Origin of the sequence: Streptomyces sp. NPDC004111 (assembly GCF_042874215.1) — a bacterium.
GTDB lineage: Bacteria > Actinomycetota > Actinomycetes > Streptomycetales > Streptomycetaceae > Streptomyces.
The window spans coordinates 146,387-168,677 of sequence record NZ_JBIAMU010000008.1 but is presented as its reverse complement, the minus strand read 5'-3'; the positions used below and the strand labels follow the sequence as shown (position 1 = coordinate 168,677).

The following is a 22,291-nucleotide window of genomic DNA, read 5'->3' as shown; positions in this document are numbered from 1 at the left end:
GACGAGAGACAGATGAAGATCTACCAGCCCATGCTCTTCGTCGGACTGGGCGGAACCGGCGGGCGCATCGGCGCCGAACTGGAACGCGGCCTGCGCCGCGAACTCTGCGGCCCCGACGGCACCAAGCTCGCCGTCGACGACCGGCGCAAGCGCTTCCAGCTGCCCGACTGCCTCCAGTTCGTGTACGCGGACTTCAGCGAGTCCGAACTCGACCAGCTGCCGCACCTCCAGGCCAAGGGCACCGAGGCCGCCGCGTACGCCCGCACCTCGCGGGTCGTCCACGACCTGCTGCCCGCCCACTACGACAGCTCCCCGGACGTCGCCCGGATGCTGCGGGTGGCCCTCCACGAGGAGACCCGCAGCTGGCTGCCGCCCAAGGAACGCGAACCCCGGGTGGCGCCCCTGCACAACGGGGCCGGCCAACTGCCCACCGTGGGCCGCTCCGCGCTCTTCGCCACCCTGCGCGGCGGCCTGGAACCGGTGCTCGGCCAGCTCCGCGCCGCCATCAGCGCGATCAGCAACTCGGCCGGCGACCTGCGGGACGTCGGCGGACGCCAGATCCGCGGCTGCGACGTGTTCGTCGCGTTCTCCGTGGCGGGCGGCACCGGCGCGGGAATCTTCTACGACTTCATCCACCTCATCGGGCACGAGTTCCGCAAGTCCAAGGTGCCCGGGGTGAAGATCTACCCCCTCGTCGTGATGCCCTCCGCGTTCCCGCCCGAGGCGGGCGGCGGCCGGGACGCCGAACTCAACGCGTCGCGCGCCCTGGTGGACCTCTCCCGGCTGGTCGACGACCAGAACGTCCCCAGCGCCCAGTCCGACTTCGGCGACGTCGAACAGCAGGGCTCGCTCGCCGTCCGCTACCCGGGCGAGGGGCTGGTGCGGCTGCGCTCCTCGACCGTGCAGACCGCGTTCCTGTTCAGCAAGCCCTCCGGCATCAGGCCCGAGGACCTGCGCCGCTCGGCGACCGCCATGGTGATGTCGCTGATCGGCACCGAACTCGGCGACGACAGCGCCAACGGGCGCTCCGAGGGCGACTACATGTCCTTCGCCGCCAGCTTCGTCAACAAGAGCGTCGAACGCTCCACCCCGTCCCGCTCCGGCATCGGCCACCGCGGCATGTCCACCAGCCTGGCCGCCTCGCTGACCGTGCCGGTCGACGACCTCGCCGAGATCGTCGCCAGCCGACTCCTCGCCCAGGCCGTACGGGACATGGGCGATCGGGCCCTGCGCGCCGACGAACAGGGCACCGACCGGGTCCGCGACATGTTCGACCGCTCCGGCATCGGCAGACTGTGGACCCGCGAGGCACCCGAGATCCCCGCCCCCGACCCGCTGCCCCGGGGCACCAAGGACATCGGACAGGCCCTGCGCGACCGGGTCGGCGACATGGAGGACGGCCTCGCCCGGCTCGACCGCGAACTGGACCGCGAGATCCCGCGCATGGTCGAGGACTTCAAGCCCGGCACCGGCGCCCGCGAACTCCTCGGACTGATCGGCCCGTTCCGGTCCGAGCGGGTCCTGCTCGGACTGCCCGAGCACCAGCAGCGGGCCGCCGCCGTCGGCTTCGCCGGGATGCTCGACAACCGCAAGAACGACCCCGAGAAGCCCGACGGAGTCACCCCCTCCGCACCGCAGATCCCGCGCATCAGGCGCAGCGTCGGCGGCATCGTCCCGGCCCGCTGGGGCGACCCGGACGTCCAGCTCGCGGTCGAGGAGCAGGAACGCTGGTACCAGTGGCGGGCCAACCGGCTGTGGCACCGCACCTGGAAGGACCACGAACTGCGCTGGCGCGCCCCGCTGGCCAGGACCATCAAGGAAGTGTCCGCCCTGTGCCGGGCACTGAAGGCCCACGAGGAGGACGAGCGCAAGTCCTTCCGCGACCGCCGCAAGGAGCTCTACCGCGACGACCGCACCGGCGTCTCCTACCTGCTGCCCCCGCAGGGCACCCTCGGCGCGTTCTACGACGACGTCTTCGACCGGCTGCGGCAGAACGAGGGCCTGCCCGAGAACCAGGACGCGGCCGGCCTCCTCGACAAACTGGTCCAGCCCGCCGACTGGCAGCTCGCCCTGGACGCCGTGCGGCGCTCCCCGCGCGACGCCGTCAAGGAGATCAAGCAGGTCGTCGAACGGCGCGTGAAGGGCCTGTTCGGCGAGGCCAGCATGCTCAACGACCGCCCCCTGCTGCCCTCCCTGGGCGTACTGCTCCAGGCCGCGGCCGGGGACGAGGACGCGGAGGCCTCGGTGGACGCGCGGTGGCTGGAGCAGTTCCGCTCCCAGCTCGCCAGCCTGCTGCCGGTCGGCTTCACCCCCGACGGCAACGGCCCCCTCAAGGTGCTCATCGTCTATCCGCAGAGCGAGACCAACGAACGCAACGCCCAGTTCCTCCAGGAGGAGCTGAACCTCCCGCGCGACCTGGTCGGCAGGCCCGAGACCCGGGCCGTGGACACCCAGGCGATCACCGTCGTGCTCTTCCGCAGCGGCATGAGCCTCACCGACGTGTCCGAGGTCCGGCACGTGCTGCGGCTGTGGGCGGAGTCCCGGGACGCCGCGGGCACCGACGACTTCCTGCACTGGCGCCAGCGGCTCGGCTACCGCGACGACTGGCTGGCCAGCACCGAGGACGACCGCCAGCGCATCCTGCACCGCATCCTGTGCGCCATGTGGAACGGGCGCGTCGAGGTCCGCGGCGACCCCCGCTCGCCCGAGGCCATCCGGATCCGCCTCCAGGAGGGCGACTCCGCCACGATGACGCTGCGCCTCGAAGCGTTCGACGAGGCCGTCTCCAGCTGGTCGGGCCTGCTGCGGGCGTACGAACAGTGGGCGCTGCTCGACGAGGGCGAGATCATCGAGGACTTCTGCGACCAGCTGATGGCCGCCCAGCCGCACGGCCTCACCACCACTCCCACCTCTCCCTCGAAGCTCTTCCGCATCCTGGTGCAGGACGTGGCGCCCCGGCAGATCACGCTGCTGGAGCAGCTCGCCGAGGAGTACGGGAACGAGGAGGCGGAGTGGATGGTCCCGCTCCACAGTTTCTGGGAGCGCACCCTCCAGGGCGCCCTCGACCTCCGCTTCCCGGGCGCCCAGCGCCCCACCCGCCCCAACCTCCGGGCACTCTTCCAGCGTTACGGGGTCGACCGCACCGGCGGCCCCGGCGCGGGCCGGCCCACCCACGCCCCGGGCGACCGCTACCGCCGGGAGGAGCGGCCGGCCCCGGGTGGACGGCCCGAACCCGGCGGGCGGCCCGATTCCGGCGAACGGTTCGGGCCCGACGGGCGGTACGGGCCTGACGGGCGGGTCCGGGTGAACGGCTACGGCGCCGCCGACGGCCGGTACGCGGAGGAGCGGCGCGACGGGCACCGGCCGGCCGACGAGTCCGCGGGGGACGAGGAGTGGGTCGTCAGCGACGTCCGCCCACCGGCCGGCGGACACCGCCAGGACGGCGGGCCGTGGCCGGACGAAGGGACCGGCCGGCAGCCGGAACCCGGCAGCACACCGGGAAGCAGCGGCCGGGGCGACCCGGAGTGGCCGGACCGGGACGCCCCGGCGGGCGGCTTCGCCTGGCGCGACGAGGGCGCCGACCCGCGGAGCGGCCGGGAACCCCGTACCGACCGGGGCACCAGGGACGACCGGGGGCCCCGGGAGGACTGGGACACCCGTAACGACAGGGACTCCCGCGAAACCAGGGACCCCCGGGACGACTGGGGAGCGCGGGCCGGCAGGAGCAGCCGCGACGACGACGACTTCCGGAGCGACGCCGGGACCCGGGGCGACCGGGCCGCCAGTGGCTTCCGGGACGACGACGGGTTCCGCAGCGAGCCGGACGGCGCCGGGTTCCGCGGCGGGGGCGGGGCGCGAGGTGACCGGGGCGACAGCGGGTTCCGCGGTGACGGCGGGACTCGTGCCGACGGCGGGTTCCGGGCCGATGGCACTGCGCGTGCCGACGGCGGCTTCCGGGACACCGACGGGTTCCGCGGCGACCCGCACGACGACGGCTTCCGCAGTGCGCCGGACGGCGACGGGTTCCGCAGTGGCGGTGGTGCCCGGGGCGACCGGGCCGCCAGTGGGTTCCGGGGCGATGACGGTTTCCGTGGTGAGCGGGGCGCCGGTGGTGTTCGGGACGACGAGGGTCTCCGCAGCGACCGGGACGCCAGCGGGATCCGGGGCGATGACGGTTTCCGTGGTGAGCGCGGTGCCGGTGGCGTCCGGGACGACGACGGGTTCCGCAGTGACCGGGACATCAGCGGATTCCCGGACGTCGGGGGCTACCGGGACGACCGGGACGAGAGGAGCTTCCGGGACGAGGGTGGTTTCCGGGGGGAGCGGCGGACCCGGGACGAGTGGGACGACGCGGGCAGCCGGGGTGTACCCGGAGCCCGGAACGGCCGGGGCGAGGGCGGGCGCGGCGAGCCAAAGCCCGGCGGGCCGGACGAGGGCGGGACGGAACCGGACGGCGACCGGTTCCGCAAGCCCTCCGCCGAGCAGGGTTCGGAAGGGGAGCAGTGGTGATCATCGAACAAGGGCTGCCCGCACACGCGGTCTGCCTCGATCTGCGGTCCGTGGCCGCACCGGGCGCCGAGCCCGGTGCGGCCACCCGCGCGGTGCGCGAGGCCCTCGCCGCCGTACGGTCGTCGGCCGACGCGCGGCGGCGCTTCCTCGTCGTCGACCACGCCGCCCGGCTCGACCGGAACCAACTGCTCTACGAACAGCTCTTCGCCCACGGCTCCGCCCGCATCGTCTGCCTCGCGATCGGACCGGCCGAGGAGGACCGGCAGGACCACGCCGCCCCGCCCGTCCCCGGACCGCGCGACCCCGGCGGCGCCACCGGCCTCACCGGCCCGCGCGGACACGCGGCCCACCGCGGCCGGGTGTCCGCGCCGCCCGCCGCCACCCGGCCGCTCGCCCGGCCGCTGTCGCTGCGCCCGCCGGACGCCGGAGTGCTGTGGATCCTCGATGCGCTCGCGGGCGAGGCCTCCGCCGCGGGCTCCCGGGCCGCCGCGCCGCAGGACGCCGCGGGTGACGACGACGTACTGCGTCCGCTGCTCGAAGTGCTCTCCGAGCCACGGGTGTTCGACGCCGTTCTGCAGGCGCTGGGGAAGGTGACGGACGGCGTCGCCGTGCCCGGCGTACGCATCCTGGAGCACGATCTGACCGAGGCCGCCCGCCGCCGCATCTGGCGCCAGGCCCTCGACACCCTCGCCGGACAGGACGTACCGGCACCCGCGCTCGTCACCGCCGCCTCGCCCGCCGACCACACCGGCTACGCCGACGAACCGGCCGCCGGCCCGCCGGAGGCCGTCCCCTCCGAACTTTCCCCACTGCTCGGCGGCGGCATCCCGCGCAGCATCCGCGACCGGGCCTGGCTGGTGCACGGCGGGGACGCCGAACTGCGCCACCGCAGGTGCGAGAGCGCACTGCGCGACGCCGAAGGGGCCTACGAACAGACCCGCCCGGTGTCCGGACTCCTCACCTCCGCACGACGGCAGGCCGACATCCCCGGCGCGCTGGCCGAACTCTCCGCAGCCCTGCTCGGCTACCGCGAAGCCATCGCCGGCGCACTCACCGACGGCGACGGCCTGCGCCTGATGCCCGAACAGCGCTCACGGCTCAACCGGCGCGGCATCGAACTGCCCGAGATCGCCGAGGTCTCCCGCGAGAGCGTCGGCCCCGGCCTGCGCGGCTACACCGAACAACTCCTCGCCAAGGGGCTCCCGCTGCGGTCGGTCGCGGCCCGCCTCGGCGGCCTCTCCGACCAGTCCGCCCCCGTGGGCAGCGCCGCCCGGCTCACCGAACTCGACCGGGCCTGCCCGAGCGGCTACGCACGCGACCTCGCCACCCCCGCCCCCTTCGTGGTGGGCGGCGACCGGCCCCGTGCCGTCGACCTCACCGTGGCCCTCGTCCTCGCGTTCGCCGCCGGACTCTGGCCGTCGCTCGGCTGGCTGATCGGCCCCCTCGCCGGCATCGCCATGGCCGTGCCCGCCCTGCTCATGATGAGCCGCAGGCCCAGCCGTTCACCGGACCGGCGCCTGGACGGCGGCGGCGAGAGCGGCTGGTTCGGCCGCCTCGCCGCCGGAGTGGCAGGCGGCGTCGCGGGCGGTCTTGTCGGCCAGCTCTCCTCGGTGCCACCCTGGCTGGGGGCCTGCGCACTGCTGCTCGCTCTCGCCCTGTCCTTCGCCCTGTCGGCACGCGACTGGACACGGGCCGTCGACGCCTGGTGGACGGAGATGCGGGTGCGGGACGCCGCGCGGTGCGTGGACGACATCGACCGGCTGCTCGCCGAAACAGCCGTGCACGACTGGCTGTTCGCCGACGCCCGCTACCACTGCTCCGACGGCGCACGCGCCATCGCCGTACTGCTCCGGCGGATCGCCGGACAGGTCGAGTCCTACCAACCGCCGCAACGCCCCGCCCGCCCCGCACCGCAACCCGCGACCGGCACCGGGGCCAACGTCGGCTACGAGTACGAGAGTTCGCACCACGACGACTTCGGTGCCGAGGAACCCCCGCGCGAGGACGACGAACCGGAGCCCGGCGAACACACCGGATCCGACCCGGCCACCCAGGTCTGGAGCTGGGACAGCTGGAGCGACGCCGTCGAGACCGAACCCGCCGGCAACGCACTCGACGACCTCTTCGCGTCCGACCGCAACCCCGCACCGGACCACACCTCGCCCTTCCCCACCGACACCTTCCGCACCGACCCCCCGCACCCCCGCGAAACCCCCGCCGAGGAATGGGAACCGGCCGAAACCGCAGGACCGCCCTGGCTGGAGCGGGAGACCGGCGACGGCGGCACCGCCCTCGTCCCCACCCTCGTCTCCGACCTCACCCACGGCGTCACCCTGCTGCTCGCCTCCTGCTGGGCCACCGTCGAACGCGACCCCGACGCAGCCTCCCGGCTCCCGCTCGCCCCCCGGGTCGGTGAACTCCTCGACCAGGAACACACCGCACTGCGCCGCGACGCGGTCGCCGCACCCCCGCCCTTCGCACCCGACCCCGAGAACCGCCCCGGCGCCGCCATGCTCCTCGGCGTGCCCATCGACCGCACCGCCGAAATGCTCGACTCCGACTCCTTCGCCGAGCGCGCCCTCAGGCTGTGCGCCGCCGAACACCGGCGGATGCTCTCCAAGGACCCCGAAGCCGAACGACGGGTCCACTTCGCCCCCGAGGCCGCCCGCCGCGGCGCCGAGAGCGCCGACCCGGACGGCTGGCACGGCACCGCCGACGACGTGGTCTGGACCCCCGGCGGACGGCACGCCGGAGTGCTGAGCCTGGTGCCGCTGCGCTCGGGCGGCGTCCGCACCGTGCGCAGCTACGACGACCCGGAACCGGAAGGCGATGACGCATGACAGAGGCGCTACCGGCCGAGGAGCTGGAGTTCTTCCTGCTCAAGGGAGACTCCGTCCGCTTCGCGGCCGGGTTCGGCGACGACCGCCGCGCAGGCGGACGGGCGGCGGCACTGACCCGCGAGGCGAAACTCGGCGACGGCTGGCAGGTCGTCCAGCACCGGCTGCCGCTCTCCGCCCGCTCCCACCCCACGGCGTACGACGCCCTGGAACGCGAGGTCGCCGCCGCCGTCACCGTCGAACGGAACTACGGCACGGAACCGTACGGCGAGATCTTCACCCGGCTCGTCGGCTTCAACCTGGAGGCCCCCGAACCGTTCGTGCTCTACAAACGCCCCGTCGGCGAGCCCCTCGCCGACCGGCTCGGCGCACTCGGCATCCAGGCCCAGCGCCAGGTGATCAGCCAACTCGTCCTCGCCGTGCGGCTCCTGGGCGCGGCCGGACTCGTCCACCGGGCACTCACCCCGCACACCGTCCGCTGGGACGGCAGCCGCATCCAGCTCGCCGAACCGTACGCCGTGATCCGCGCCGGAGAACCCCGCGAAGCCTTCGGCACCGGCCCCTGGGCATCCCCCGAACAACGCGCCGGACAAGGCACCGCGGACGAACGCGACGACGTGTGGGCCGTCGCCCAGCTCGCCTACACCCTGCTCTCCGGACGCCAGAGCAACGGCCAGGGCCCGCCCGCCGACCTCACCGACTACCGCCAGCTCGCCCCCTTCGCGGGCGGCGGCGCCTTCGCCCCGCACGCCGCCGACCGCCCCGGCGCCGCCGACCTGCTGCGCCTCCTCGGCTTCCCCGACCCCCTCGGCACCACCCCCCACCTCAGCGACCCGCTCGCCAGGGACCGCGCCGACTTCGACGCCCGCACCGCGGTCAAACGCCAGGCCCAAGGACTCGACACCGCGGCCGACGGCGCCGCCGGCCCGGACGGCCAGGAATGGAACGGCGGATACGAGTACCCCACCGCGCGCCCCGGCCGCCGCTCGCTGCGCGACTGGTTCGCCCCCACCACCCCCCGCCGCCCCGCCCCACCACCCGAACCGGCACTCCCGCCGCCCGTCGTCCAGCGGCCCGCCCTGTGCCCGCACTGCCGGCTCCCCGTCGTCTACGACGAGGGCCGGCTCTTCGCACGCAACGCCAAGAAGGAGTACAAACCCCTCGACCTCACGGCCGAACAGCGGCCGATGCACCGCAAGGAAGCCCTGCGGCACGCCTTCCAGAAATGCCCGCACGCCCCCGCCGACCGCCCCCACTACCTGCCCGTCGCCTACCTCACCAACGGCGAACCCCTCACCGTCGCCATGGTCGGCAGCTCCGCCGCGGGCAAGACCCACCTCCTCGCCGCCATGCTCGGCGAGATCGAACAGGGCGGCCTCGAACCCTACGGACTGACCTGCCTGCCCCTGAACCCCGACTGGCACCGCGAATTCCTCCAGGAGAAGGTCCAACGCCTCCACCAGGGCGAAATGCTCGACGGCACCCACCAGGAACCCTTCGCCGACTTCGCCGACGGACTCCTCGTCACCGGCCACGGAGTGAACCGGCCCGTCCTCTTCTTCGACCTCGCCGGCGAGGACCTCGCCCAGGACAACGAGGTGACCCGCTTCCTCGGCGAGGTCGGCGCGTTCATCTTCGTACTCGACCCGCTGCGCGCACTGCACCTCACCACCCTCGACCCGGTCCGTGCCCGTGTCGGACTGCACCAACGGGACCTGGGGGACGAGGCGTTCACCACCGTCCTCAACCGCATCCCCAGAAACGGCCGGTACGTCGACGCGGCAGCGGCCGTCGCCGTCAACAAGAGCGACCTCGTACGGTTCGACCCCGCCGTCGACCGCTGGCTCAACCGCACCGCCGAACCAGTATTCGACGCCGCGACGGTGCGCGAGGAGAGCCGGGACGCCTACGCTTTCGTACAACACCACGGCAGCCGGGCCTGGTTGAAACCGTTCGACGACTGCGGGCGCTGCACACTGCACTTCGTGGCGGCCACCGGAGGCCAGGAACGGGACTCGGCCTTCCCCAACGGGGTGCGGCCCCGGCGGGTACTGACCCCGCTGCTGTCGATCTTTGCCATGTGCGGGCTGCTGCCCGGCGCTGACCGGGAAGAGGTGGGGGCCTGATGGTCAGGCAGCAAGACGACGAACCGGTCCAGCAGATCGTCTTCCGCTGGGACGCCGGAAACCGCTCCGGCAACACCGGCTTTGGCCCGGTCGCCTGGTCCTGCGACCAGTCGACCGCCCAGGAGATCTTCCGCAGCGTGGCGACCCTGCTGCGCGGCAACTTCAGCCCCACCGACGGACCCGACGCCTCCGCACTGGTCCGGCTCGAACAGCAGCAGGGCCGAGTGATGCTCCTGCGCCGCACCCCGCGCCGCGACCCTGGCGGCCGGCCCGGCGTGCTCTGCCACGCCCTCATCGGCCCCGCACGCGTCCTCGACCCGGAGACCTGCATCGGACTGGGCAACTGGTCCTGGGCACAGGGCCTGGTCGACGGCGGCGAGGCCCGCGGCCAACTGGCCCCCGTCGGCTCCCGGATCCTCATCGAGTCCGCCGTACCCGGCCTCGCCGCCCTCGTCGACGACTTCGACGGCGCCCCACCGGAGGCCGCCCGCCCGCTGATCGCCGCGGTCGCGGAAATACTGCGGCACCCGCAGCGCGGACTCATGCAACTGGACCGCGAGGGCGGACGCAGCGCCTGCCGCACCCTGATGGGCATGTACGGGATCTTCAGCGGCATCCTCCCCGGCTACTGGACCTTCGCGACCCGGGACACCACCGAGTCCAAGATGATCCGGTTCGCCTTCGTGGGACGCTGGCCCGGCTCCACCACCCAGGACGCCCAGCGCAGCCGGGTCGACCCCGAGGAGCGGCTCGGCGACCGCGCCGAAGAACTCGCCACCCACCTCGTCGGCCACTACCTGGCCCGGGTCGGCCAACAGGACCTCATGTACGAGGTGTCCGACGCCCTCGGCCAGGCTGGCCACACCAGCGGGCCGGGCCCCCTGGACGGCCCCCAGCTGCTCCGCGCCGCCGAACGCGCCCTGCACGACCTGAAACCGGTCCCCTCGGCCCGCCAGCGCGCCGAGGAACAGCGGCAGCGGGCGGAGGAGCAGCGCCGCCAGGAGGAGTACGCCCGGCAGCGGGAACGCGCCCGCCAGCAGGAACTGGACCGCGAGCGCGAACGCGAGCACCGCAGGTACCAGGCCCAGGCGCAGACCCAGGCCGAGGCGCAGGAACGGCTGCGCGAACTGGAACGCGAACAGGAACGCCAGCGCAACCTCCGCCGCGAACGCGCCCGCATGGAGGAGTACGAACGCAACCGCGAACGCGAGGAGCGCGGCGACGCGGGCTGGGACCGCGACCGCAGCCAGGACGCCCAGCGCGCCCGGGACGACGCACAGCGCGCACGCGACCTCGACCGGGAGAGGGAACGCGACCCGGACCCGGACCGGGACCGGCGTCTCGACCAAGACCGGGACCGGCGTCCCGACCAGGACCCGGACCGGCGTCCCGACCAGGACCGGCAGCAGGACCGCGACCGGTACACGAGTCCGGACCGCGGGGGCGAGCAGCCGCCGGTGCCGCGGACCGGCCCCCTGCGCGATCCGCGCCTCGAACCGGCCCCCGCCCGGCCCCCTCGGCCGCCCCAGCAGCCGACGGCACATCCGGACACCCCCGCCGCGGCACCCCCCGCCGCCGCGGCACCCGCACCGGCAGCCGCGCCCTACACCCAGGGCCCGTACGCCACCAGCACCTACACCGACCCGCCCTACGGCGAGCCCACCACCTACCCCGACCCCACCACCTACCCCGACCCCACCCGGGCCGAGCAGCCCTCTCCGGAGGAGCCCCGGGCCCAGGAGCCGCCCGCCCTCGCCCCCGGCCACTGGCCCGTGCCCGCGGGCGCCCGGTGGCTGCCCGCGCTGCGCCGCCGCAAGCACTCGCTCACCTTCCCGGACCTGCTGGCCCTGCTGCGCCCGCTCGACGACAGCGCAGACGAGGAGGCGCGGCGCAACGTGGCCGGCTCCCTCGCGGAGACCGGCGACCAGGACCTCCTCATGGCCCTGCGCGAGAAGCTCAGCTTCACGGCCACCACACTCCTGCTCACCCAGGTCACCGAGCGCTGGCAGCACTGGCGCGAGGCCGTCCGGCTCCAGCTCTGCGAGACCGTCCTGGACGCCGGGCTCTTCCTGGACCGCGGCCAGGGGGCCGCCGGAACGTACCCCGGGGACGAGACCAGGGCCGCCAACGCGGTCTCCCTGTACGCGTGGGCGGTCAAGCCGCTGGCCCGTGAGAGCGGGCCGAGCGAGCGGCTGGCGGAACTGCTGCCCGCACTGCGCAGCGGACCGGACGAGGCGGGCCGGACCGCCGTGCGCAAGATCCTGGAGGAGGGGGAACTGCCCGGCCTGCGCGAGGAGGTGTGGCGGGCGGTGCTGACCAGAGGACGCGAGCCGCGCGGCAGCCGCACCGACGGCCCCGGGCGACCACCCCCGGAGGGCGGACCGCCTCCCGCGGCGGTGCGGCCCTCCTTGACCGAGGAGGACCAGGAGCACCCGCAGCACCAGGAGCGCCCGGAACCCGCCGAACCGCCGCCCACCACCGAAACCGCACCCGTCAGGACACCCCCACCCGTCGTGACACCCGTACCTGCCGCGACTTCCGCACCCGCACCCGTCACCACCGAACCCGCCCCCGACGTCGGGTCCGGCGCCACCCGGTCCGCACCCGCCACCGCGTCCACCACCACCGAACCCGGGCCCACCAGCACCGCGCCCGTCACGCCCGCCGCCGCCGGGAACTCCGGCGGCCGTGCGGGCGATCGTCATGAGCGGGACCGGACCCGGGACCGCGAGGACGACCACGCCCGGCGGATCAAGTTCGTCCTGATCATGTTCGGAGTGCTGGCCGTCCTCGTCATCACCCTGCTGGTGCTGATCGCCGTGTCCCTCTGAACCGGCCGCACCCGCGGCCGGCCGCACCGCCCCGAACCGGACCGGCCCTCGCCATCAGCAGGGCGCGGGCCGCCCGTCTCGGGAAGGATGGGGCCCATGGGATTCCACGTCGACTCCGAGACCGGGCGGCTGCGCCGCGTCATCCTCCACCGCCCGGACCTGGAACTGAAACGGCTCACGCCCAGCAACAAGGACGCGCTCCTGTTCGACGACGTGTTGTGGGTGCGCCGGGCCCGGCAGGAACACGACGGATTCGCCGACGTACTGCGCGACCGGGGAGTGGAGGTGCACCTCTTCGGAGACCTGCTCACCGAGGCACTCGAACTCCCCGACGCCCGGAGCCTCGTCCTGGACCGGGTCTTCGACGAGAAGGAGTACGGGCCGCTCGCCACCGACCACCTGCGCGCCGCCTTCGACGAACTGACCAGCGCGGAACTCTGCGAGGCGCTGGTCGGCGGCATGACCAAGCGCGAGTACCTGGAACGCCACCCGGAGCCGACCTCGGTGCGCTTCCACGTCATGGAGCCGGACGACTTCCTGCTCGGTCCGCTGCCCAACCACCTCTTCACCCGGGACACCTCCGCCTGGATCTACGACGGGGTGTCGATCAACGCGATGCGCTGGCCGGCCAGGCAGCGCGAGACCGTGCACTTCGAGGCGATCTACCGGCACCACCCGCTGTTCACCGGCCCGCAGGCGGGCTCCTTCCACACCTGGTCCAAGGGGCAGGGCGACTACCCCTCGACCATCGAGGGCGGCGACGTACTGGTCATCGGGAACGGCGCGGTGCTCATCGGGATGAGCGAGCGGACCACCCCGCAGGCGGTGGAGATGCTGGCCCGGGGGCTGTTCGCGGCCGGTTCGGCGCGGACCATCGTGGCGCTGGACATGCCGAAGCGGCGGGCGTTCATGCACCTGGACACCGTGATGACGATGGTCGACGGCGACACCTTCACCCAGTACGCGGGCCTGGGCATGCTCCGCTCGTACACCATCGAACCCGGCGACGGCGGCAACGAACTCAAGGTCACCGACCACCCGCCGGAGCACATGCACCGTGCCATCGCCGCCGCACTCGGCCTCGATTCGGTACGCGTCCTCACCGCGACGCAGGATGTCCATGCGGCGGAACGGGAACAGTGGGACGACGGCTGCAACGTGCTCGCGGTCGAACCCGGCGTCGTGGTGGCGTACGAAAGGAATGTGACCACCAACACCCACCTGCGGAAACAGGGCATCGAAGTGATCGAGATCAGGGGCAGTGAACTGGGCAGGGGCCGGGGCGGGCCGCGCTGCATGAGCTGCCCGATCGAACGCGAGGCCGTATAAAACCCAAGAGACCCGTATAGTGATGCGCTCTCCCGTATAGGATTCCACTGTGCGCGCAGTGGTGCACCTGTGCAGGCGCACAGCCGTCCGGTCGTCCCCTGGAGCAACACCATGACGTCACCACTCCCCGATCTCACAGGCCGCCACTTCCTCAAGGAGCTGGACTTCACCGCCGAGGAGTTCCGCGGCCTCGTCGACCTGGCCGCCGAACTCAAGGCCGCCAAGAAGTCCGGCACCGAGGTGCAGCGGCTGCGCAGCAGGAACATCGCGCTGATCTTCGAGAAGACGTCCACCCGCACCCGCTGCGCCTTCGAGGTCGCCGCGGCCGACCAGGGGGCCTCCACCACCTACCTCGACCCCTCCGGATCCCAGCTCGGCCACAAGGAGTCCGCCAAGGACACCGCCCGCGTCCTGGGCCGCATGTACGACGCCATCGAGTACCGCGGCGACGCCCAGGCCACCGTCGAGGAACTCGCCGCACACGCCGGAGTCCCCGTCCTCAACGGACTCACCGACGACTGGCACCCCACCCAGATGCTCGCCGACGTGCTCACCATGACCGAGCACGCCCCCGGCAAGCCCCTGGAACGCATCGCCTTCGCCTACCTCGGCGACGCCCGCTTCAACATGGGCAACTCCTACCTCGTCACCGGCGCCCTCCTGGGCATGGACGTCCGGATCGTCGCCCCCCGCGCCTACTGGCCCGCCGAGAGCGTCGTCACCGAGGCCCGCAGGCTCGCCGAGCACAGCGGCGCCCGCATCACCCTCACCGAAGAGGTCCCCGAAGGCGTCCGGGACGCCGACTTCGTCGTCACCGACGTCTGGGTGTCCATGGGGGAGCCCAAGGAGGTCTGGGCACAGCGCATCGAGGCCCTCGCCCCCTACGCCGTGACCACCGACGTGCTGCGCGCCACCGGCAACCCGGACGTGAAGTTCCTGCACTGCCTGCCCGCCTTCCACGACCTCGGCACCGGGATCGGCCGCGAGATCCACGAGCAGTACGGACTCACCTCGCTCGAAGTCACCGACGAGGTCTTCGAATCCGCGCACTCCGTCGTCTTCGACGAGGCGGAGAACCGGCTGCACACCATCAAGGCCGTACTCGTCGCGACGATGGCCGGACCGCAGACGTAACGACCCGGGCTGCATAGCAATGCATCCAATTGGGTGAATATGCAGTGTGGTGGTTACTATGGCACCGCTTGAGGGGGTTCGAGCTCCAAGACTCGGACCCCCTTCGCTTTGCGTACGTCATGCACCAGAGATGAGAACCACCCCATGCCGACCCTCCAGCGCATCAAGTCGCCCGACCTCCTCGTCGCCGAATCCGGCGCCGACCTCGAGGGCCACGGCCTGAAGCGCACCATGGGGCTCTTCCAGCTCGTGTGCTTCGGCGTCGGCGCCATCGTCGGCACCGGCATCTTCGTCGGCCTCTCCGACAGCGTCGCCGAAGCCGGACCCGCCGTCGTCGTCTCCTTCGTGCTCGCCGCGATCACCTGCATCTTCACCGCCTTCTCCTTCGCGGAACTCGGCGGCGCCATCCCCGTCTCCGGCAGCTCCTACTCCTTCGCCTACGCCACCCTCGGCGAACGCATCGCCTTCCTCGTCGGCTGGTGCCTCCTGCTGGAGTACGGCGTCTCCGTCTCCGCCGTCTCCGTCGGCTGGGGCCAGTACCTCAACGAACTCCTCGGCAGCCTCATCGGCTGGCAACTGCCCGCCGCCCTCTCCAACCCGCCCGGCGACGGCGGCATCGTCAACATCCCGGCCGTCGTCGTGATGCTGCTCGCCGCACTGCTCCTCGTCCGCGGCATCCGCGAGAGCGCCCGCGCCACCGCCGTCATGGCCGTGGTGAAGATCGCCGTACTGATCCTCTTCTGCGCCATCGCCTTCACCGCGTTCAACTCCGACAACCTCTCGCCGTTCGCCGCCCACGGCCTGATGGGCGTCACCTCCGGAGCCTCGGTCGCGTTCTTCTCGTACATCGGCTTCGACGCCATCACCACCGCCGGCGAAGAGGTCAAGAACCCGCGCAGGAACATCCCCCTCGCGATCATGATCTGCATCGGCGTGGTCACCCTGCTCTACTGCCTGGTCGCCGTCGCCGCCATCGGCGCGATGTCCGCCGACGAGGTCGCCTCCAAGCCCGCCGCGCTCTCCCTGATCGTCAACCAGGTCACCGACTCCACCCTCGGCGGCGGCATCATCGCCTTCGGCGCGGTCGTCGCCATCGCCTCCGTCGTCCTGGCCGTCATGTACGGACAGACCCGCATCCTCATGTCGATGTCCCGCGACGGACTCATCCCGCGCGTCTTCGAACGGATCTCGCCCCGGACCTCGACCCCCGTCGCCAACACCTGGATCGTCGCCTGCCTCTTCGCGATCCCCGCGGCCGTCGTCCCGCTCGACGTCGTCATGAACCTCACCACCATCGGCACCCTCGCCATCATGGCCGTCGTCAACATCGCCGTCATCGCGCTGCGCCGCCGCAACCCCGACCTCCAGCGGTCCTTCCGGGTGCCCCTGTTCCCCGTACTGCCGGTGCTCGGCGTGATCTTCTGCCTGTACCTGATCTACGGAACCGGCTGGCGGACCTGGCTCCAGTTCGGCGCGTTCCTCGTCGTCGGAGCAGTGGTCTACGCGCTCTACGGCCGCCGGCACTCCCGACTGGGCGCCACCACCCGGTGACGCGGCGGCTCAGCCGTCCGTACGCGCCGGAAGCGTGAACCACACCGCCTTGCCCGTCGGCGTCAACCGGTGCCCGCAGGCCGAACTCAGCGTACGGATCAACAGCAGACCCCGGCCGTGCTCCTGCCACGGATCAGGACACTCGTCCCCGTCCGCGGACTCCAGATCGCCCGGCGGCTCGGGATCACCGTCGTGCACCTCGACCTGGCAGCCCGACGGCAACAGCTCCACCACCAGCTCGATGGGGGTGGAGCTGTCCGCGTGCTCCACCGCGTTCGCCACCAGCTCCGCGGTCAGCAGCTCGGCCGTGTCGCAGTCCGCCGACGGAGCCTCCAGATCCGCCAGCGCCGTACGCACCAGAGCGCGCGCCAAGGGCACCGCGTACGGCGAATGCGGCAGTTCGATACGCCAGGAGGCGGGGCCGGATACAGAGTGCACGGCGGAGTCCCATCGGGCAGCAGAAGTTCTGCAGTCCACCGTACGAAGCGCAGGGACATTCCCCCAGGGCCGCAGGCCAGGACACCACGGGACTTGTGACACAGCACACGGGGACCAAGGACGTGGTGTGCGCCACAAGGTGCGCCACGGAACCCGGCGGACGGGAGCGCCGCGGGGCCCGGCAGGTGCACGGCGGTACGGGGGAGACCGTACGGGGCCCGTGATGCCGGGCCGCTCCCCGGGCCGCGGCACAGCAGATATCGCGCACTCGTGACGGAAGTCACGGACCGGTGATAGCTTCGAAGGGACCCCACGGGACCACCTCGACGGGACCGCAAGGGACCGCCACCGAAGGAGGCCGCCCCATGAGCCCGTTCCTCAGCTCCGCCCAGCGCACCGAGAAATGGCGGCACCTGCGGCTGACCCTGGACGACGGCGTCGCGACCGTCACCCTGGCCCGGCCCGAGAAGCTCAACGCCCTCACCTTCGGCGCGTACGCGGACCTGCGCGACCTCCTCGCCGAACTGTCCAGGGAACGCTCGGTGCGCGCCCTGGTGCTCGCGGGGGAGGGGCGCGGCTTCTGCTCCGGCGGCGACGTGGACGAGATCATCGGCGCCACCCTCGGCATGAACACCGCCGACCTCCTCGACTTCAACCGGATGACCGGACAGGTCGTGCGCGCACTGCGCGAATGCCCCTTCCCGGTGATCGCGGCCCTGCACGGGGTGGCCGCCGGGGCCGGCGCGGTCCTCGCGCTCGCCGCCGACTTCCGGATCGCCGACCCGTCCGCCCGGTTCGCCTTCCTCTTCACCAAGGTCGGACTGTCCGGCGGCGACATGGGCGCCGCCTACCTGCTGCCCCGGGTCGTCGGCCTCGGCCACGCCACCCGGCTGCTGATGCTCGGCGAACCGGTCCGCGCCCCCGAGGCCGAGCGGATCGGCCTGCTCAGCGAACTCACCGACGAGGGCCAGGCCGACGCCCGCGCCACCGCCCTCGCCCACCGCCTCGCCGAAGGCCCGGCCCTCGCACACGCCCAGACCAAGGCCCTCCTCACCGCCGAACTCGACATGCCGCTGGCCGCCTCCGTCGAACTCGACGCCGCCACCCAGGCCCTGCTCATGAACGGCGAGGACTACGCCGAGTTCCACGCGGCCTTCACGGAGAAGCGGCCGCCGAAGTGGCGGGGGCGCTGACCATGACGCACTCCCCGGGGGGCCCTCCCCCCTCCCCCTCCCACCCACCCCTCCCCACCCCCACCCCCTCGTCCCCGGCCCTGCCGCTGCGCGTCGCCGTCATCGGCGGCGGGCCCGGCGGGCTGTACGCGGCGGCCCTGCTCAAGCGCCTCGGCCCGGACCGCGAGGTCACCGTCTGGGAGCGCGGCGCACCCGAGGACACCTTCGGCTTCGGCGTCGTCCTCTCCGACGAGACCCTGGGCGGCATCGAGCACGCCGACCCCGAGGTCTACCGGGCGCTGACCGCCGAGTTCGTCCGCTGGGACGACATCGACGTCGTGCACCGGGCACGGCGCCTCACCTCCGGCGGCCACGGCTTCGCCGCCCTCGGCCGCCGCAGGCTCCTGGAGATCCTGCACGCCCGCTGCCGCGCCCTCGGCGTCACCCTGCACGTGCGGACCGAGGCCCCGGCCGCCGCCGAACTCGCCGCCACCCACGACCTGGTGGTCGCCGCCGACGGAGTGCACAGCCTCACCCGGCAGGCACACGCCGACGTCTTCCGTCCCCGCATCACCTCCCACCGCTGCCGGTACATCTGGCTCGCCGCCGACTTCGCCTTCGACGCCTTCCGCTTCGAGATCGCCGAGACCGAGCACGGAGTGATGCAGCTCCACGGCTATCCCTACGCGAAGGACCCCGCCACCGGGGAGGGCTCCTCCACCGTCATCGTCGAGATGCGCGAGGAGGTCTGGCGGGCCGCCGGCCTCGACACCTGCGACGAGACCGAGTCCACCGAACGCTGCGCCAAGATCTTCACCGACGCCCTCGGCGGCCGTCCCCTGCGCGGCAACAACTCCTCCTGGATCGCCTTCCGCACCGTCGTCAACGACCACTGGTCGCACGGCAACACCGTCCTGCTCGGCGACGCCGCCCACACCGCCCACTTCTCCATCGGCTCCGGCACCAAGCTCGCCGTCGAGGACGCCCTCGCCCTGGCCGCCTGCATCGAGGAACAGCCCGACCTGTACACCGCCCTCGCCGCCTACGAGAGCGAACGCCGCCCGGTCGTCGAGTCCACCCAGCGCGCCGCCGCCGCCAGCCTCCGCTGGTTCGAGGACCTGGCCGGCTACCTCGACCAGCCGCCCCGCCAGTTCGCCTTCAACCTCCTCACCCGCAGCCGCCGCGTCACCCACGACAACCTGCGGCTGCGCGACAGCGACTTCACCTCCGCCATCGAGAAGGACTTCGGCTGCCCCTCGCCCGACACGCCCCCGATGTTCACCCCCTTCCAGCTGCGCGGTCTCACCCTGCGCAACCGTGTCGTCGTCTCACCCATGGACATGTACTCCGCCGACAACGGCGTCCCCGGCGACTTCCACCTCGTCCACCTCGGGGCCCGCGCCCTGGGCGGCGCCGGCCTGGTCATGACCGAGATGGTCTGCGTGAGCCCCGAGGGCCGCATCACCCCCGGCTGCGCCGGCCTCTACACCCCCGAACAGGCCGCCGCCTGGCGGCGGATCACCGACTTCGTCCACCGGCAGTCCCCGGGCACCGCCATCGGAGTCCAGCTCGGCCACTCCGGCCGCAAGGGCTCCACCAAACTGATGTGGGAGGGCATTGACCAACCCCTCGACGACGCCAACTGGCCACTGGTGGCCCCCTCACCGCTGCCCTACCGGCCCGGCGTCAACCAGACCCCCGCCCAGCTCGACCGCTCGGGACTGATCGAGGTCCGCGAACAGTTCGCGGCCTCCGCCTGGCGCGCCGCCCGCTGCGGCTTCGACCTCCTCGAACTCCACTGCGCCCACGGCTATCTGCTCTCCGAATTCCTCTCCCCCCTCACCAACCGGCGCACCGACGCCTACGGCGGGTCCCTCGCCCGCCGCCTCCGCTTCCCCCTTGAGGTCTTCGACGCCGTCCGCGGCATCTGGCCCGACGACAAACCGATGACCGTCCGCATCTCCGCCACCGACTGGGCCGACGGCGGCACCACCGAGGAGGACGCCGTCGAGATCGCCCGCGCCTTCGCCGCCCACGGCGCCGACGCCATCGACGTATCCACCGGCCAGGTCGTCGCCGACGAGGCCCCCGAGTTCGGCCGCTCCTACCAGACCCCGTACGCCGACCGGATCCGCAACTCCCTCGGCGTCCCGGTCATCGCCGTGGGCGCGATCTCCTCCTGGGACGACGTCAACTCCCTCCTCCTCGCCGGACGGGCCGACCTCTGCGCCCTGGCCCGCCCCCACCTCTACGACCCGCACTGGACCCTGCACGCCGCCGCCGAACAGAACTACGCGGGCCCCGGCGCCCCCTGGCCCCTGCCGTACCGGGCGGGCAGCCGCCGCCCGCCCACCGGCCGCACCGACGGCCCCAAACCCCGGCTCTCCCTGGGACCCGCGTAGCGGCGGTGGTGTCCCGCGCCGTCACCGGGCGCACCGGTCCTGGCCCGCGGGACCGGTGCGGTCAGGGCGCCGCGAGCACCACCCGGTCCGCGACCTGCCGGTACCCGATCCGCCCGTACAGGGCGTTGCTGGTCGGGTTGGCCAGATCGGTGAAGAGCAGCACCTCCGCCGCCCCCGCCTCCCGGACGGCCGCGCTCACCGCTGCCGTCGCCGCGCCCCCGTACCCCCGGCCCCGCTGCTCGGGAGGGGTGTACACGGGGCCCACGCGCACCGCGCCCGCCGCGGGCCTGCCCGCACCGGCCATCGAGACCGGCACCCCCTCGGGGCCCACCCACAGGGTCAGCCCGCCGTGCGCCAGCCGGTCGTCCACGGCCGCCCCGGTGTCCACCGCCCGCATCCCGGTGTCCCGGCCGAAGGCCTCGTACCACGCGATCAGCAGCGCACGGTCGCCTGCTCCGGCCGTACGGGCGTGGCCGGCCGGGGCGGGCGAAGGGGGTATCAACTCACCCAGGCGGTAGAGGCGTTGGCGCATCTCCGTGCGGTGGGCCGGCCATTGCGCGGCCAGCGTCTCGGCGCTGCTCCGGTCGGCATTGACCGCGCTCACGCCGAACTTCTCGCAGGCGCGGGCCAACGGAGCCAGGGACTCGGCGGGGACGGTCCCCACCAGCAGGGGATGCGGCGGGGTCCACACCACCGCGCCCCGCACGGTGCCGTCGGCCGCGTGCCACCAGCCGAAGAGCGGTGGGCGGTCGCCGAAGGCCAGCGGGCCGCGTCTGCGCAGGGTCGCGGCGACCGTGAGCAGTTGGGTGTTCTCCGCGGGGCGGGCGGCCACCGACGGCTCGGCCACCTGCCCGTACGTGTCGAGGTTCTCGCTGAAGGTCCAGGTCATGCCTCATCATGCGCGGCGGGCCGGGGACGGTGCGGAGGGTTTTCCACAGGGGCGGGCTGCGGTCGTACAAATGCGGCGCCGAGATCGCGCAGCCTGCGGTGCAGCTCCGCGAAGACCTCGGCGGAGCGGGCGCCGGGCCAGTCCGGGGGCAGGAGTTCGGGAGGCAGGCCCGGGTCGGCGTAGGGGAGGTGCCGCCAGGAGTCCAGCGTCAGGAGATAGTCCCGGTAGGCGCGCTCGGCCACGGCCTGGTCCTCGGTGCCGGTGTCTGCTGCCGCCCGGTCCTCGGCGTGATCCTGCCAGTACCGCAGCACCGGTTCGTGCCGCTTCAGGAAGTCGTCGTGCAGCCGGGCTATCGCCCCCAGGTCCCACCAGCGGGCGACCGCGTCCGCCGTCGCGGCGAAGCCCAGGTGCTCGCCGCGGAACAGGTCGACGTACTCAGTCAGTTGAAGCCGGTCCAGGGTGTGCCGGGTCTCCTCGTGGAGACCGCCGGGCGCGATCCACACCCCCGGGGCGGCCGTTCCGAAGCCGAGGCGGGCGAGCCGGGAGCGCAGTACGTGCCGCTTGGCGCGCTCCGCCTCCGGCACCGAGAACACCGCCAGCACCCAGCCGTCCGACAGGCGGGGCTCGGCGCGTGCGTAGATGCGCCGGTCGCCGTCGTCGAGGAGCTGGCGGGCGTCGTCCGACAGGGTGTACCCGGCCGCGCCCCGGGCCGTACGGGCTGGGGCGAGCAGGCCGCGCCGCTTCAGCCGCGACACCGCCGAGCGCACCGACGGCGCGTCCACGCCGACCGCGGCGAGCAGCCGGATGAGCGAGGCGATCGGCATCGGTGCGCCGACCGCCTCGCCACGCCCGTAGGCCCCGTACAGCGTGATGATCAAGGAGCGAGGAGTGTGCAGGTCAGCCACGTGATCACTGTACGTTCCCGGGATCACCCGGGCTTCCCCGACCGGGGAATTCCCGCCGCCCCTCAGACTGCCCCGGAGCACCCGGAGCACCCGGAGCACCCGGAGCACCCGGAGCACCCGGAGCACCCGGAGCACCCGGAGCACCCGGAGCACCCGGAGCACCCGGAG

General features: G+C 73.1%; 12 protein-coding genes. 9 read left to right on the top strand and 3 right to left on the bottom strand.

Features of this window, described 5'->3' with window-relative positions:
• The first annotated feature begins 12 nt into the window (after positions 1-12).
• The 7 genes from ACFYVL_RS17790 (at position 13) to ACFYVL_RS17760 (ending at position 16,317) form a co-directional block, all read left to right on the top strand.
• Positions 13-4,509, top strand: a complete 4,497-nt coding sequence (locus tag ACFYVL_RS17790; protein ID WP_389245674.1) for a tubulin-like doman-containing protein — start codon at positions 13-15, stop codon at positions 4,507-4,509.
• Positions 4,506-7,349 (top strand): hypothetical protein, encoded by a 2,844-nt coding sequence (locus ACFYVL_RS17785; RefSeq protein ID WP_389245672.1) that lies wholly within the window; start codon positions 4,506-4,508, stop codon positions 7,347-7,349. Before ACFYVL_RS17790 ends, ACFYVL_RS17785 begins: the two co-directional genes overlap by 4 nt.
• A complete protein-coding gene (locus tag ACFYVL_RS17780; RefSeq protein WP_389245670.1) occupies positions 7,346-9,472 on the top strand; it encodes a hypothetical protein in 2,127 nt (708 codons plus the stop codon). The genes ACFYVL_RS17785 and ACFYVL_RS17780 overlap by 4 nt, the downstream gene beginning before the upstream one ends.
• On the top strand, positions 9,472-12,303 hold the full coding sequence (locus tag ACFYVL_RS17775; RefSeq protein ID WP_389245669.1) for a hypothetical protein: 2,832 nt from the start codon (positions 9,472-9,474) through the stop codon (positions 12,301-12,303). The genes ACFYVL_RS17780 and ACFYVL_RS17775 overlap by 1 nt, the downstream gene beginning before the upstream one ends.
• Before the next feature lie 96 nt (positions 12,304-12,399).
• Positions 12,400-13,632, top strand: a complete 1,233-nt coding sequence (locus tag ACFYVL_RS17770) for an arginine deiminase (RefSeq protein ID WP_389245667.1) — start codon at positions 12,400-12,402, stop codon at positions 13,630-13,632.
• Between the two features lie 111 nt (positions 13,633-13,743).
• Positions 13,744-14,766, top strand: coding sequence for an ornithine carbamoyltransferase (gene argF, locus ACFYVL_RS17765; RefSeq protein WP_389245665.1), 1,023 nt, complete (start codon positions 13,744-13,746; stop codon positions 14,764-14,766).
• A gap of 144 nt (positions 14,767-14,910) precedes the next feature.
• The gene (locus tag ACFYVL_RS17760) at positions 14,911-16,317 is read left to right on the top strand and encodes an amino acid permease (RefSeq protein WP_389245663.1); all 1,407 of its coding nucleotides are present in this window, start codon (positions 14,911-14,913) and stop codon (positions 16,315-16,317) included.
• A 9-nt stretch (positions 16,318-16,326) separates the two neighbouring features.
• Here ACFYVL_RS17760 and ACFYVL_RS17755 read toward each other — a convergent pair whose 3' ends face one another.
• On the bottom strand, positions 16,327-16,755 hold the full coding sequence (locus ACFYVL_RS17755) for an ATP-binding protein (protein WP_389245661.1): 429 nt from the start codon (positions 16,753-16,755) through the stop codon (positions 16,327-16,329).
• Between the two features lie 365 nt (positions 16,756-17,120).
• On the opposite strand from ACFYVL_RS17755, the gene ACFYVL_RS17750 reads away from it, so the two are divergent.
• Positions 17,121-17,948 (top strand): enoyl-CoA hydratase family protein, encoded by an 828-nt coding sequence (locus tag ACFYVL_RS17750; protein WP_389245659.1) that lies wholly within the window; start codon positions 17,121-17,123, stop codon positions 17,946-17,948.
• 2 nt (positions 17,949-17,950) lie between these two features.
• Positions 17,951-20,329, top strand: coding sequence for a bifunctional salicylyl-CoA 5-hydroxylase/oxidoreductase (locus ACFYVL_RS17745; protein WP_389245657.1), 2,379 nt, complete (start codon positions 17,951-17,953; stop codon positions 20,327-20,329).
• A 61-nt stretch (positions 20,330-20,390) separates the two neighbouring features.
• On the opposite strand, the gene ACFYVL_RS17740 is transcribed toward ACFYVL_RS17745, so the two are convergent.
• Together ACFYVL_RS17740 and ACFYVL_RS17735 are read right to left on the bottom strand one after the other, a co-directional pair.
• Complete coding sequence (locus ACFYVL_RS17740) at positions 20,391-21,218, bottom strand: GNAT family N-acetyltransferase (protein ID WP_389245655.1); 828 nt, start codon at positions 21,216-21,218, stop codon at positions 20,391-20,393.
• Positions 21,215-22,123 (bottom strand): PaaX family transcriptional regulator C-terminal domain-containing protein, encoded by a 909-nt coding sequence (locus ACFYVL_RS17735; RefSeq protein WP_389245653.1) that lies wholly within the window; start codon positions 22,121-22,123, stop codon positions 21,215-21,217. Before ACFYVL_RS17735 ends, ACFYVL_RS17740 begins: the two co-directional genes overlap by 4 nt.
• Between the last annotated feature and the right edge of the window lie 168 nt (positions 22,124-22,291).